Origin of the sequence: Microbacterium enclense (assembly GCF_004022425.1) — a bacterium.
In the GTDB taxonomy this organism is placed as follows: Bacteria; Actinomycetota; Actinomycetes; order Actinomycetales; family Microbacteriaceae; genus Microbacterium; species Microbacterium enclense_A.
On sequence record NZ_RBZY01000005.1, the window covers coordinates 35,640 to 48,401 of the forward strand.

A 12,762-nucleotide genomic window follows, 5' to 3' on the forward strand; every position below is an offset into this window, starting at 1 on the left:
TCGTGGGAATGCTTATTCGGTGTGTGGTTGATTATTCTAAGCGCGCGAGAGACCGGCCGCAACCGTCGATCGCGGACGCAGGCCGCCGATGCCGTCGAGCACGAAGTCGGGACGCAGATGCGGCTCGCACCTCACGACGTCGGCGAGCGAGGCGTCCCCCGTCAGGACCAGCGCGGACGAGATGCCCGCGTTCTTGGCCATCCGCACGTCGGTCTCGAGCCGGTCGCCCACCATCACGACCGAGCGCACCTCGGGTCCGAGCATCGCCGTGACCGCGTCGATCATGATGCGGTCGGGTTTGCCCATGTTCGCCGAGCAGCGCACCCCGGTCGTCGCCTCCAGCGCCGCCACGATCCCCGCGGCATCGGGTTCGCCGCGCCCGCCCGGGAACGGGCAGTACCGATCGGGGTTCGTGGTGACGAGGATCGCGCGCCGGTGCTGCCACAGGGCGTCGAAAGCGATCTGGAGCTTGCGATAGTCGAAACCCCGGTCGTAGCTGGCCACGACGATGTCGATCTCGGTCGGGTCCTCGCTCACCCGGATGCCGGCGGCCTCGAGGGCTCGCACGAGCGGCGCCTCCGCGATCGGGAAGACCGTGGCGCCCGGGTGCTCGCTGCGCAGCCACGCGACCGTGCTCACGACGGTGTTCACGATCTCGCTCGGATCCACCGGGATGCCGAGGCGCTCGAGCTTCGCGACGTACATCGCCGGGTCGCGCGTGGGGTTGTTCGAGAGGAAGACGGTGCGCGCGCCGCGCGCGCGGAGATCGGCCAGCAGCTCGCGCGCGCCCGGGAGCAGCTCGTCGCCGAGGTAGACCGTTCCGTCCAGATCGAACAGGTAGGCGTCGAACCAGCCCTCGGGCCGCGCGTCAGACATGCGCCACCTCCGCGATCCGCGGGAAGACCGGACGCAGCGCCGGGTAGATCGCGCCGTACGCGTCGAACAGGTCGTCGTAGCGCGCGGCGGCCCCCGGGTCGGGGTCGTAGCGACGACCGCGGCGCGTCATGGCCGCGACCGCCTCGGGGATGCCGGGGAACAGCCCCGCGCCGACGGCGGCGAGGATGCCGACCCCCAGCGCCGTGGCCTCGTCGTGGCCCGCGAGGACGACGGGGCGCTGCAGGACGTCGGCGAAGATCTGGCACCACAGATCGCTGCGCGCCCCGCCGCCCATCGCCACGAACTCCGTCACCGGCGCCGGGAAATGCTCCTCGGCGCGCTCCAGACACCAGCGCAGCTCGAAGGCGATGCCCTCGAGGATCGCGCGGTAGATGTGCGCGCGCGTGTGCACTCCCCCGAATCCGACCATCGTCCCGCGCGCCCGGTGATCCCAGGTGGGGGTCAGCTGGCCGTTCCAGTACGGGACGACGAACAGCCCCTCGGCGCCGGCGGGCACCGTCCGCGCCTGTTGCTCCCACCAGTCCTCGCGGACCACGCCCGCGGGCTCGCCCGCCGCGATCTCGTGCAGGAACCAGGTCACCATGAAGGTCCCCGCCCCGACGAACATCTCGTTGCTCACGGTCCGCGGGATCGCGCCCGACATGGCCCGGTACGAGGTGTGGGGATGGAAGCGGGCCCCGAAGCACCCGGACACGAGTCCGGTTCCGATGTTCAGGTAGGCGTCGCCCTCGCCGCACACGGCGGCGCCGAGACCGGCCGACTGCCCGTCGCCGGAACCCGCGACCACGAGGACGTCGGTCGTGAGCCCGAGCTCCGCGGCCTCCTCGGCGCGCAGCCCCCGCAGAGGCGTGCCGGGCTCGACGAGGCGCGGCAGCACGCTCCGGTCCAGACCGAGTCCGCCGAGGATCTCGTCCGAATAGTCGCCGGCGGCCAGGTCGAGGATCCCGAGCGGGTCGGCGCTGGCGATCGAGGTCACCCACTCCCCCGTCATCCGGTGGACGAGGTAGGCGTGCACATCGGCGACGTGCGCGGTCAGAGCGAGGGACTCGGGCTCGTTCTCCGACAGCCAATGCAGCTTGTAGAGCGCGGGCGTCGGGTTCGGCGGCTTGCCGGTCAGCTCGTGGATGCGCTCCGTCCCGACGCGGTCGACCTGGTCGCCGGCGCGGGAATCCAGCCACAGCATCGCCGGACGCACCGGGCGGTCCTCGGCATCCATCAGCGCGAAGCTCTCGCGCTGATGCGTGATCGAGAGCGCGCGGACCCGATCGGGCCCCACCGTGCGCACGCACGCGCGGACGGCCCGCACGGTCGCGCGCCACCAATCCTCGGGGTCCTGCTCGCCCCAGCCGGGCTGCGGGATCGACAGCGGCATGTCGCTGCGACCCTGCGCGACGGCGCGCCCGTGCCGGTCCCAGGCGACGCACTTGGCCCCGGTGGTCGAGCAGTCGACCCCGAGGACGATGTCGCTCACGCCGTCACCTCCGCGGCGACGGCCGCCCGCACGGCGTCGTCGGCGAGCGCCAGCACGGCGTCGACGTCGGCCGCGGTCCACCAGCCCGCCGCGGCGAGGAGGTCGATCACGGTCACGCGGTTGCGCATGTAGAGGCAGTTCGCCACGGCCCACCGCCAGATCTCGGGCGTGACGTGGGCGCCGAGGTCCTCTCGGCGCAGCGGCGCCCCGGCGACGGCCAGCGCACGCGCGATCGCCTCCCGGTCGGGTCGCATCGCACCGAGGCGCTGCTCCAGGGCGGCGGGGTCGGCCAGCAGGTCCAGGGGGTCGGCGGGCGCCGCGGCCCACGCCGCCCGTTTGGCCGAGTAGTCGCGCCAGCACTCCGCGCCCAACGCGCCCGAGGGGTCGCAGACCGCGAACGCCGCGCGCACCGTCGCCTCCTCATCGCCCACCGGAGGGACGACGGCGCGACCGGCCCGAGCCTGCGCGAAGAGGTGATCCCAGGCCGCCGCGGCGACCACCGACGCCACCCCCACCTGGGCACCGTGCAGCCCCACGTCGGCGCCGCGGGCCACGGCGTTCATGTCGAGCATGTGGCTGACAAGGTGTTCGACGCCCGACAGGCAGGCCGTGGATCCGGCGATCCCGGTGCCGATGCCGCGGATGGCGAGGACGCGGGTGAGCTGCTCGACCGGCCGGGCGCGCCCCTCGCCGAGACCGGCCCCCCACTCCGCCGGATCGCCGGCGAACTCCAGCAACAGGTCGCGGGGCGTGGTGTGGAACGTCGTGTCGGTTCCGACCTGCGCGGCCAGCCACCAGTCGGCGGGCGCGGTGAACAGCGACTGGAGCTCGCCGAAGCCGGAGGCGTTCAGCTCGACGGGGGCGGTGGCGATCACGGTCGTGTCGGCGAGCACGACGTCGGGCCAGCGGGAGTCGATCGTCCGCTTGGCCCCCGAGCGCAGCACCACCGAGACGTTGTCGGTGAACCCGTCGACCGACGCGGCCGTCTGCACGATCACCAGCGGGATGCCGCCCGCCCGCGCCGATGCGACCTTCGCGATGTCCGAGATCGTGCCGGACCCCACGGCCACCACGGCGTCCGCTCCGGTGACCGCGGCGGTGGCGCCGTCGAGGGCCGCGTCATCGACGTGGAGGTGGCCCGGTTCACCCAGGACCGTGGGGACGACGACGAACTCCTCCTCGAGGGCGCGGTGCACCGTCTCCTTGAGGTCGGTCTCGCCCGAGAGGATGCGGGTGGCGTCGACGAGGAGTGCGACGCTCGCGCGACCGGCGCCCTCGGGGAGCAGGGCCCGGACGTGCGCGGGCGCGAGGGAGGCGACGTCCGGCGCGATCACCAGGGTGCGCAGCCCGAGGGGCACGAGGTCCTCAGGGCGCTCGGCATCCGCGATCGCGGCCCGGACGGCCTCGAGGTCGGTGGGGTCTGCGATGCGGGAGAACGCGCTCATGTCCAGCCTTCGACTCTGAATCGGACGTATGCATATTCATTCACTAATTGAATATGTTTGTTTCGTGAGTCTAGGAACGCCTCGCAGACCCGTCAAGGGGCGCGCGAGCCGCGCGACGACCGGACCGACCCGCGATCCGGCGACGAAGGGGCGGCTCAGCCGCGCGCGACGATCTCGATCCGGCCCCCGACGCGACGCGCGAGACAGCCGGGCAGGTCGATGGGTCCCTGGCCGTGCCAGTCGGTTGCCAGACGCGCGACCTCGAGTGTCTGCGTCCGTGTGAGGGCGACGCCGAACTCACTGTCTACGACGTAGCGCACGATGCGGTTGCGCAGTGCGGGCGGGTTGGCGGCCAGGGCCGCGACCGACACCGAGATCCCCGCCTCGGCGTGCTCGACGATGTCCTCGATCGTCTCGTCGATCATGTCCTGGAACGCGTCGGAGTCCTCCCGCAGCTGCTCGGCCGTGCGTGCGAGCGCCTCCGCGATACCGGGTCCGAGTTCGCGCTCCAGCATCGGCAGGACGGTTTCCCGCACACGTACGCGCGCGAATGCGGCGTCGAGATTGTGGGGATCGCGCCACGGGTCGAGGTTCTCGGCGAGGCACGCAGCCGCGGTCGTCTCGCGCCTCACGGCGAGCAGAGGACGCAGCCACGCCGGGCCGGTGGCATCCCTCCGCTCCGGAGCCATCCCGGCCAGACTCGCCGCCCCCGATCCGCGGGCGAGCCCGAGCAGCACCGTTTCGGCCTGATCGTCGAGGGTGTGGCCCAGCAGCACCGCGTCCGCCCCCGTCTCTGCTGCGGCACGGGCCAGGCCGAGGTACCGCGCGTCGCGCGCGGCGGCCTCGGGTCCGCCCCCGGGGTGCACCTCCACCGCCACGACGCGGGCGGCGAGCCCCAGTGCGCGCGCGACGTCGGCCGCCCTCTCCGCGATCGCGGCGGAGCCGGGCTGAAGTCCGTGATCGATCACGACGGCTTCGGCCCGGATGCCGGACCGCGGCGCCTCGAAGGCCGTCGCCGCCGCGAGCGCGAGCGAGTCCGCCCCGCCCGACAGCGCGACCACGACGGCACCGCGACGTCCCTCGAGGCTCGCCCGCACCGCTCGGCGCACCTCCGCGACGGCGGGGTCGAGTCCAGGTCGTCGCTCCACACGTCCACGCTAGCGGCCCGGGGCTCCGTCGCGTGGGCCGGACGGGACGCCCCGGCTAGGCTGGGCGGCGGAAAGCCACCGATCTAAGGAGCACACGTATGGGCGCGTACGACGCCGTCATCGAGATCCCGCGCGGCAGCCGCGTGAAGTACGAAGTCGACCACGGCACGGGCCGGGTCTTCCTCGACCGCATCCTGTACACGGTGTTCGGCTACCCGGCAAACTACGGCTTCTTCGAGAACACGCTCGGCGAGGACGGCGACCCGCTGGACGTGCTGGTCCTCCTCGACCGCGACCTCTACCCGGGCATCCTCGCCAAGGTGCGTCCCGTGGGCGTGCTGAAGATGAGCGACGAGGCCGGTGGCGACGACAAGGTCGTCGCCGTGCTGGCGAAGGACCCCCGGTGGGACCACATCCAGGATGTCGGCGACATCGACGAGTGGACGAAGAACGAGATCGCGCACTTCTTCGAGCACTACAAGGACCTCGAGCCCAACAAGTGGGTCAAGGTCGACGAGTGGGCGGATGCCGCCGAGGCCGAGCGCCTCGTCGGCGAGGCGTTCGCACGCTTCGAGGAGCACGAGGGTCAGACCAAGACGCAGGGCGAGGGCGAAGCGCCGAACACGCTCTGACCCCCGGTCACGACGAAGCCCCCGGTCTCGGACCGGGGGCTTTCGGTTTGCTCAGACCCAGATGCCGCGATCGCGCAGCCACGTCGCGGGGTTGGTCGTCCCGCCCCACGGCGGATAGACCTCGAAGTGGAGGTGGCATCCGAACGAGTTGCCGGTCTGACCGGTCGCCGCGATCTGCTGGCCGGCCGAGACACGCTGACCGTTGGAGACGTAGATACCGCCGGGGACGATGTGCGCGTACCCCGTGCCCGACCCGTCGTCGTGCTGGATGCGGATGTAGTTGCCGTAGCCGCCGTTGTAGCCGGCGTAGGTGACGCGGCCGCTCGCCGCGGCGTAGATCGGTGACCAGCAACTGGCGCCGAAGTCGAGGCCGAGATGCCACGTGCTCGCGCAGTAGCTCGCCCCGCACTGCCCGGAGCGAGGGCCGTAGCCCGAGGTCGTGCCGGCCGACGACGGACGCGCCCAGCCGGAGCCACCGACGTTGCCGCCGCCGCCACCGCTGTTGCCGCCACCGCCACCGCCGCCGCCGCTGTTGCCGCCGCCGCCACCTCCGCCGCCGCCTCCGCCGCCGTTGTTGGCTGCGGCGGCAGCAGCAGCAGCCGCCGCCGCGGCCGCCGCTGCCTCACGGGCTGCACGATCGCGCGCCTCGGCCTCTTCGCGGGCGCGGCGCTCGCGCTCTTCGCGTGCCTTCCGTTCCGCCTCGACGCCGGCCTGGTAGTCGGCGACGGTCTTCGCCGTCGTGTCCTGAAGGGCGGCGAGCTGGGCCTGCAGCGTGACCTGGTTCGCCTGCTGCTCGGCGAGAGCGGCCTGCGCGGCGTCGGCCGCCTGCTGCGCCGCGACCATCTTCTCTTCCGCGACCTTCTGCAGTCGGTCGCGCTCCGCCTTGGCGTCGTCCGCCTGGCTGCTGAGGTTCCTGGCGTTGTCGCGCGCGGCCACGGCCGCCGCGTACACCGAGCGGTTGCGCTCGAGCAGCTTGTCCATCGTGCCGAGCTTGGCGAGCAAGTCGTCGGCGGTGGCCGCCGAGCTCGAGAAGAAGAGGTCGAGCGACGTGTCGTCGCCGCCGCTGCGATAGAGCTGCGCGGCCACCTTGCCGGCCCTCGTCGCCGCCTCGGTCGCCTTGGCGGTCTCGGCATCCGCCTGCGCCCGGATCTGCTGCGAGCGGTAATCGGCATCGAAGAAGGCCTGCTGAGCCGCGTAGTACTCGTCGGCCCGCGCAACGACCTCGGCCTGCGTGCGCTCGACCTCGGATTGCAGCCCCGCGATCAGCCCCTGGATACGTGTGATCTCGGCGCCCTTGGCCGCTTCGTTCGCACGAGCAGCCTCGACGTCGGCCCACGACGGATAGTCGGCGGCGAACGCGGCCGACGAGGAGACGAGCGACGGGACGGTCGCTCCGAATGCGCCCAGCGCGACCGCACCGAACGCTCCGAGTCGGAGGGCACCGCGACGATCGATCGAGGGCCAGAGCCGCGCCCGCTCCGCAGGGGTAGGCGCGCAACCGCAGTCGTCCGCGCCGACGGGGGATTCAGGCGCCACGGGAATACCTCATCTCACCGGTTCGCAACTCGCACCACAGTAGCAACACGAATCACACGAACAACAGGGCGAGTTCCCGCTGCCGCGGCCCAGTCTGACGCCTCGACACGCCAGGCCGACGCAGCGCCACGCCCCGGATTGGCAATCTCGAACATCATGAAGTAGGCTCGGTCGTCGGCAAGCGAGCTCGGAAACCTCGAGTTTCAGGGTTCATCCGGCCCCATCGTTTAGCGGCCTAGGACGCCGCCCTTTCACGGCGGTAGCACGGGTTCGAATCCCGTTGGGGTCACTCGCCGGTCACAATTAAACAAGCATGGCCCTGTAGCGCAGTTGGTTAGCGTGCCGCCCTGTCACGGCGGAGGTCGCGGGTTCAAGTCCCGTCAGGGTCGCTCCATAGCGACGGGCCTTCTTTCGAGGAGGCCTTTCGTCTAGGAAGCGGCAGACATGCCGCTCGGCTCTGTAGCTCAGTTGGTAGAGCGTTCGACTGAAAATCGAAAGGTCACCGGATCGATGCCGGTCGGAGCCACTGGAACCCTCGCGTAGCTTCTACATCGCGGGGGTTCTTTCAATTCCCGGCGCGGAGGCGTCCCCTGATTTTGCACGCGCTGCGCTCAGACCAGCGCGAGCAGGACGCCGCCGACGGCCCCCACGATCACCACGATCCACGCGGGAATGCGGAACGCCGTCAGCAGCACGAAGCCGACGAGCGCGAGCACGAACGGTCCGGGTCCTGTGACGGCGGTGGTGAACACCGGCGAATAGAGAGCGGCCCCCAGGATGCCGACGACGGCCGCGTTCGCCCCGCGCATGGCCGCACGCACCCAAGGCCTCTCGCGCAGCGCGTCCCAGAAGGGCAGCACCCCCACGAGGATGAGGAACCCGGGCAGGAAGATCGCCGCGAGCGCGACGGCCGCGCCCACGATCCCGCCGGGACCGACGGCCGAGACCGAGCCGAGGTACGCCGCGAAGGTGAAGAGCGGACCGGGTACCGCCTGCGCGGCGCCGTAGCCCGCGAGGAAGGCGTCGGGCGACACCCATCCCGTCTGCACGACCTCGGCCTGCAGCAGCGGCAGGACCACGTGCCCGCCGCCGAACACCAGGGCGCCGGAGCGGAAGAAGGCGTCGGCGAGCGTGATCACGCCCGAGCCCGTCGCGGCCGCGAGCACGGGGAGTCCGACGAGCGCCAGGGCGGCGACGGCCAGGCAGCCGATCCCGACCGCGCGCGACACCCCGAACGACGGCAGCGACTCCCCCGGCTGCTCCGCGGCGCCACGCAGCAGCACGAGTCCCGCCACGATGCCGATAGCCAGGGCCCCCACCTGCCCGACGGACCCCGGTGCGAAGATCGCGAGGGCGGCGGCGACCACGGCGACCCCGGCACGCGGAGCGTCCGGGGTGAGTGAGCGCGCCATCCCCCAGACGGCCTGAGCGACGATGGCGACCGCGACGATCTTCAGACCGTCCAGGATGCCGTCACCCACCGGGCCGCCGAACAGGGACGCCCCGGCGGCGAACGCGACGAGCAGCACCGCCGACGGCAGGGTGAAGGCCAGGAACGCGGCGACGGCGCCGAGGAAACCGGCCCGCTGCAGACCCATCGCGAAGCCGACCTGGCTGGACGCGGGGCCCGGGAGGAATTGGCAGAGCGCGACCAGGTCGGCGTAGGCGCGGTCGTCCATCCACCGCCGGCGGCTGACGAGGTCGTCGCGGAAGTAGCCGAGATGAGCGATCGGCCCGCCGAACGAGGTCACGCCCAGGCGCAGGAAGGCGAGGAAGACCTCGGAGACGGTGCCGGCTCGTGTCATCCGTTCTTCCTAACGTCGGCGGGGAAACGGCGGGTGAATCGACGATCAGCCGCGCGGGGGCCGTAGGAGCGTGTCGACGAGGCGGAGGGTCTGCGCCGTCCGGTCCTGGTCGGTCGTGACGTCGGCCCCGCGGATGGCGTCGCGGAAGCGCTCGACCTCGCCGATCATCGGGTTCTCGGGTGCCTCGACCACGATGGTCTCGGCCGCCCCTCCACGCGGGGCCAGGACCAGCCGCCGTGGTGCGTCGATCGCATCGATCGTCAGGGAGGCGTCCTCGCCCTGGATCTCGCTCGGCAGGGCCGTATCGGTGATCTTCGACCAGGCCACGTCCGCCACGACGTCGTCGTACTCGGCGATGGCGCTGCCCAGTCCGTCCGTGCCCGAGGCGATGCCGACCCGTGCCCCCGTGATCGACGTCGGTTCACCGAACAGCTGGACGAGCGCGTGCAGCGGATAGACGCCGAGGTCGCGCAGCGCACTGCCGCCCAGGGACGGATCGAAGATGTTGGTCTGCTCTCCCGCGAGCACGTGATCGTAGCGCGCGGAGCGCTTCTCGTACCGGAACGAGATCCGCCGCACACGGCCGACCCGCGGCAGCACAGCCTGGATGGCCCGGATGCCGGGGTCGTAGGCCGTGCGCATCGCTTCCAGGAGCACGACCCTGCGCTCACGCGCGCGCCCGACGAGGTCGTCCCACTCGGGGGCCGTGAGGGTCGCCGGCTTCTCGACGAGCACCGGGATGCCGGCATCCACTGCCGTCCGCACCTGCGCGGCGTGCACGGCGTTGGGGCTGGCGAGATAGACGGCGTCGACGTCGCCCGACGCGAGCAACGCCTCCAGGCCGACGGCGGTGCCCGCGGCACCGACGCGATCGGCGAACTCCGAGGCCCGGCCCGCGTCGCGTGACGCGACGCGGCCGAGCGCGACACCGTCGACGGCGTGGACGGCGTCTGCGAGACGCTCGGAGATGGAACTGGTGCCGACGATGCCGATGCGGATCATGTCCCCATCTTCGCGCCCCGATTCTCCGCACGCCCCATCCGGGTCTGCGTGAAACGTCCCGCTAGGATCGCCCTGATCGTGGGGACGATCACCACACGCGGGGGGAAGATCCGATGACCACGCGCGCGCAACGACGCCGCCGGATGTCGCGGCGCGCACGGCTGCGCCGCACGATCACCGCGCTGGTCGCGGTGGCGCTCCTCGTCGGCGGCGTGACGGCCTTCGCGGTCCTGCGCGATCCGGCCACGCCGTCCGCGGAGGCGAAGCCGACGGCCACAGCACCATCGCCCCCTGCCCCGACCCCGCTCCCGACGCCCCTCACACCGGCGCAGAAGCTGCTCGGCACGACGAGCGACCCGACGGCCTGCGCGGTGTCGTTCGCGGGCGACGGCCTCGCCCTCGACCCTCAGCTCGAGACCCAGGACCTGCGCTACGACCGGCTTCCGATCCCGCAGATCGACGGGCGTGTCTTCGCGGGGTGGTACGCCACCGCCGCGGACGCGGCCGCGCTCTCGATTCCGGGACGGGTCAACGGCGCCGATCTCGTTTCCTGCACGGGCCGTCAGAAGACGCTCTTCGGCGCCTGGACCACACCCGAGGCGAATGCGGCGGAGGACGCCGGCATCCCGATTCTGATGTACCACCAGTTCACGCGACGGCCCGAAGGAGAAGACGGATGGCTTCGCGCGAACTACATCCACGTCGGCGACTTCGACGCGCAGATGGCCTACATCCAGGAATCAGGCTTCTATCTGCCCACGTGGGACGAGCTGAGCGCATTCATCGACGGGACGCTCTTCCTCCCCGCGCACTCGGTCGTCATCACCGACGACGACGCCGACAGCTCCTGGCTGGAACTCGCCGCACCGATCGTCGACGGTCGCCACCTCCTCACCACCTCGTTCGTCATCACCTCCGCGCGCAGCGAGGGCACGCCCAACCGGTTCGTCCTGCAGCGCTCTCACACGCATGACATGCATCGGGCGGGGGCGAGCGGGAAGGGCCGCATGGTCGACGAGGATGCCGCCACCATCGCCGCGGACCTCGAGCAGTCGGCCATGATCCTCGGCGCGAAAGAGGTCGTGGCGTATCCCTTCGGGCACTACGACGACACGACCAAGGAGGGTCTGCGGCAGGCCGGGTTCGAACTCGGCCGCACGGTCGAGCACGGGTACGTGCACGTCGGAAAAGACAAGCTGGCGCTGCCCGTGATCCGGATGAACTACGGCATGACCGTCGAGGATCTGAGGGATGCCATCGGCTGACGGTCGCCCGCTACGCCCCGGTCACGCGGATGAACGCCCCGCTAGCTCTCAGCTAAATAATCCACAATGCTCATTTGGGCACGCGTCGGCCGTTCTACGCTGTGTATCCCCGGCTTCACCGAAACGCGAGCACTCATGGACCTATCCGTCATCGTTCCGACCTTCAACGAGGGTCCGAACGTCGCCGAACTCGTCCGTCGAACGACGGCCGCGCTGCCCGGTCGCGCCGTGGAGATCATCTTCGTCGACGACTCGACCGACGACACTCCCGACATCATCCGCGCCGTCGCCGCCCAGTCCTCCGTTCCCGTCCGGCTCTTCCACCGCGACCAGCCCGTGGGCGGCCTCGGCGGAGCAGTCGTCGAGGGCATCCGGGCTGCGACATCCGATTTCTGTGTCGTCATGGACGGCGATCTGCAGCACCCGCCGGAGGTCATCGCCGAGTTGCTGTCGCGCGCCGAGGTCGGCGACGCCGACGTCGTCGTCGCCTCCCGCTACATCGCGGGCGGCACGTCCGATGGACTCGCGAACGCGGTACGCACCCTGGTCTCGCGGGGGTCGACGATGCTGACCAAGGCGATGTTCCCGCGGAAGCTGCACAATTGCTCCGACCCGATGACCGGCTTCTTCCTCATCGACCGCCGTGCGCTCGACGTCGAAGACCTGCGTCCGCGCGGGTTCAAGATCCTCCTCGAGATCCTCGCGCGCAAGCAGATGCGGGTGGCCGAGGTGCCGTTCTCGTTCGCCCCCCGCTTCGCCGGTGAGTCGAAGGCCTCGTTCAGCCAGGGCCTGCGGTTCCTGACCCAGTTGACCATGCTGCGGTTCGGCAGGATGTCGGCGTTCGCGGTGGTCGGCGGCCTCGGGGCGGTGGCCAACCTCCTCATCACCTGGGGGCTGACCACTCTCGGCGTGCAGTACCTCATCGCCTCGGTGATCGCGAGCGTTCTGACCATCATCGGCAACTTCCTCGCGCTCGAGTACCTCGTCTTCGCCGACATGCGCGCCGAATCCGGTCTCATGCGGCACCGGTTCCTCAAGTCGTTCACGTTCAACGGCATCGAGGCGATCGTGCGCATCCCGTTGCTGTGGCTGCTCGTGAGCGCGGCGCACCTCCACGTGGTGATCGCGACGGCTCTGACACTCATCGCCGCCTTCGTCGTCCGCTTCGTCTACCACGCGCTGGTCGTCTACGCGCCGAAGAAGAACCGGCTCTCGCGCCTCCCCCTCCCCGAGACGCTCGAGGACGAGCTGACCGCCTGACGGCCTCCGAGCCGCGGCTCGTCTCGGCGGCGTACGCTGGAAGCATGTCCGACGCATCCATCCGCATGTTCGGCGCCGACTGGTGCCGTGATTGCATTCGTACGAAGAAGCAGCTCGACGACCTGGGCGTCGCCTACGAGTACGTCGATCTGGTGGCCGACCCCGCCGCGGCCGACGTGGCGAAGGAGATCTCGGGCCGCACGAACATCCCGGTCGTGGTCTACCCCGACGCCTCGCACCACGTCGAGCCGTCCAACGCCGACGTCGAGGCCAAGCTCCGCGAGCTCTCGCTGATCTGACC

11 protein-coding genes and 3 tRNA genes are annotated in these 12,762 nt (G+C 71.0%); 7 read left to right on the forward strand and 7 right to left on the reverse strand.

Annotated features, from left to right (window positions below; all coding sequences use genetic code 11):
- Nucleotides 1-36 precede the first annotated feature (36 nt).
- The 4 genes from D8Y23_RS02210 to tilS all read right to left on the reverse strand — a co-directional run bounded on the left by D8Y23_RS02210 (nucleotide 37) and on the right by tilS (nucleotide 4,961).
- Nucleotides 37-876 (reverse strand): HAD-IIA family hydrolase, encoded by an 840-nt coding sequence (locus D8Y23_RS02210; protein ID WP_128216541.1) that lies wholly within the window; start codon nucleotides 874-876, stop codon nucleotides 37-39.
- Entirely contained in the window at nucleotides 869-2,368 is a 1,500-nt protein-coding gene (locus D8Y23_RS02215; RefSeq protein ID WP_205796745.1) for a xylulokinase, read from the reverse strand. Before D8Y23_RS02215 ends, D8Y23_RS02210 begins: the two co-directional genes overlap by 8 nt.
- Nucleotides 2,365-3,813, reverse strand: coding sequence for an iron-containing alcohol dehydrogenase (locus D8Y23_RS02220; protein ID WP_128216542.1), 1,449 nt, complete (start codon nucleotides 3,811-3,813; stop codon nucleotides 2,365-2,367). Before D8Y23_RS02220 ends, D8Y23_RS02215 begins: the two co-directional genes overlap by 4 nt.
- Before the next feature lie 155 nt (nucleotides 3,814-3,968).
- Entirely contained in the window at nucleotides 3,969-4,961 is a 993-nt protein-coding gene (gene tilS / locus D8Y23_RS02225; protein ID WP_128216543.1) for a tRNA lysidine(34) synthetase TilS, read from the reverse strand.
- 98 nt (nucleotides 4,962-5,059) lie between these two features.
- On the opposite strand from tilS, the gene D8Y23_RS02230 reads away from it, so the two are divergent.
- Entirely contained in the window at nucleotides 5,060-5,593 is a 534-nt protein-coding gene (locus D8Y23_RS02230) for an inorganic diphosphatase (RefSeq protein WP_128216544.1), read from the forward strand.
- Nucleotides 5,594-5,644: 51 nt separating this feature from the next.
- On the opposite strand, the gene D8Y23_RS02235 is transcribed toward D8Y23_RS02230, so the two are convergent.
- Nucleotides 5,645-7,129 carry a M23 family metallopeptidase gene (locus D8Y23_RS02235; RefSeq protein ID WP_342672098.1) on the reverse strand — a complete coding sequence of 495 codons (1,485 nt, stop codon included), beginning with the start codon at nucleotides 7,127-7,129 and terminating at the stop codon, nucleotides 5,645-5,647.
- Between the two features lie 216 nt (nucleotides 7,130-7,345).
- Between D8Y23_RS02235 and D8Y23_RS02240 the strand changes: the two genes are divergently transcribed.
- From D8Y23_RS02240 to D8Y23_RS02250, 3 genes are all read left to right on the forward strand, one after another.
- Nucleotides 7,346-7,418 (forward strand) — tRNA-Glu (locus tag D8Y23_RS02240).
- Nucleotides 7,419-7,444: 26 nt separating this feature from the next.
- Nucleotides 7,445-7,518: transfer RNA gene (locus D8Y23_RS02245), tRNA-Asp, on the forward strand.
- A gap of 64 nt (nucleotides 7,519-7,582) precedes the next feature.
- Nucleotides 7,583-7,655 (forward strand) — tRNA-Phe (locus D8Y23_RS02250).
- 85 nt (nucleotides 7,656-7,740) lie between these two features.
- Here D8Y23_RS02250 and chrA read toward each other — a convergent pair.
- Together chrA and D8Y23_RS02260 are read right to left on the reverse strand one after the other, a co-directional pair.
- The gene (chrA, locus tag D8Y23_RS02255) at nucleotides 7,741-8,934 is read right to left on the reverse strand and encodes a chromate efflux transporter (protein ID WP_128216546.1); all 1,194 of its coding nucleotides are present in this window, start codon (nucleotides 8,932-8,934) and stop codon (nucleotides 7,741-7,743) included.
- Nucleotides 8,935-8,979: 45 nt separating this feature from the next.
- Nucleotides 8,980-9,936: a Gfo/Idh/MocA family protein gene (locus D8Y23_RS02260; RefSeq protein WP_128216547.1), complete on the reverse strand. Its 957-nt coding sequence runs from the start codon at nucleotides 9,934-9,936 to the stop codon at nucleotides 8,980-8,982.
- A gap of 113 nt (nucleotides 9,937-10,049) precedes the next feature.
- Between D8Y23_RS02260 and D8Y23_RS02265 the strand changes: the two genes are divergently transcribed.
- The 3 genes from D8Y23_RS02265 (at nucleotide 10,050) to D8Y23_RS02275 (ending at nucleotide 12,760) form a co-directional block, all read left to right on the forward strand.
- Nucleotides 10,050-11,201: a polysaccharide deacetylase family protein gene (locus D8Y23_RS02265; protein ID WP_128216548.1), complete on the forward strand. Its 1,152-nt coding sequence runs from the start codon at nucleotides 10,050-10,052 to the stop codon at nucleotides 11,199-11,201.
- A 135-nt stretch (nucleotides 11,202-11,336) separates the two neighbouring features.
- Nucleotides 11,337-12,461, forward strand: a complete 1,125-nt coding sequence (locus D8Y23_RS02270; RefSeq protein WP_128216549.1) for a glycosyltransferase — start codon at nucleotides 11,337-11,339, stop codon at nucleotides 12,459-12,461.
- A 44-nt stretch (nucleotides 12,462-12,505) separates the two neighbouring features.
- Nucleotides 12,506-12,760 (forward strand): glutaredoxin family protein, encoded by a 255-nt coding sequence (locus D8Y23_RS02275; RefSeq protein WP_128216550.1) that lies wholly within the window; start codon nucleotides 12,506-12,508, stop codon nucleotides 12,758-12,760.
- Nucleotides 12,761-12,762 lie beyond the last annotated feature (2 nt).

Coding starts and splice junctions, on each gene's coding strand:
- D8Y23_RS02210 (WP_128216541.1), bottom strand. CDS start 876: ATGTCTGACGCGCGGCCCGAGGGCTGGTTCGACGCCTACCTGTTCGAT.
- D8Y23_RS02220 (WP_128216542.1), bottom strand. CDS start 3,813: ATGAGCGCGTTCTCCCGCATCGCAGACCCCACCGACCTCGAGGCCGTC.
- D8Y23_RS02230 (WP_128216544.1), top strand. CDS start 5,060: ATGGGCGCGTACGACGCCGTCATCGAGATCCCGCGCGGCAGCCGCGTG.
- chrA (WP_128216546.1), bottom strand. CDS start 8,934: ATGACACGAGCCGGCACCGTCTCCGAGGTCTTCCTCGCCTTCCTGCGC.
- D8Y23_RS02260 (WP_128216547.1), bottom strand. CDS start 9,936: ATGATCCGCATCGGCATCGTCGGCACCAGTTCCATCTCCGAGCGTCTC.
- D8Y23_RS02265 (WP_128216548.1), top strand. CDS start 10,050: ATGACCACGCGCGCGCAACGACGCCGCCGGATGTCGCGGCGCGCACGG.
- D8Y23_RS02270 (WP_128216549.1), top strand. CDS start 11,337: ATGGACCTATCCGTCATCGTTCCGACCTTCAACGAGGGTCCGAACGTC.
- D8Y23_RS02275 (WP_128216550.1), top strand. CDS start 12,506: ATGTCCGACGCATCCATCCGCATGTTCGGCGCCGACTGGTGCCGTGAT.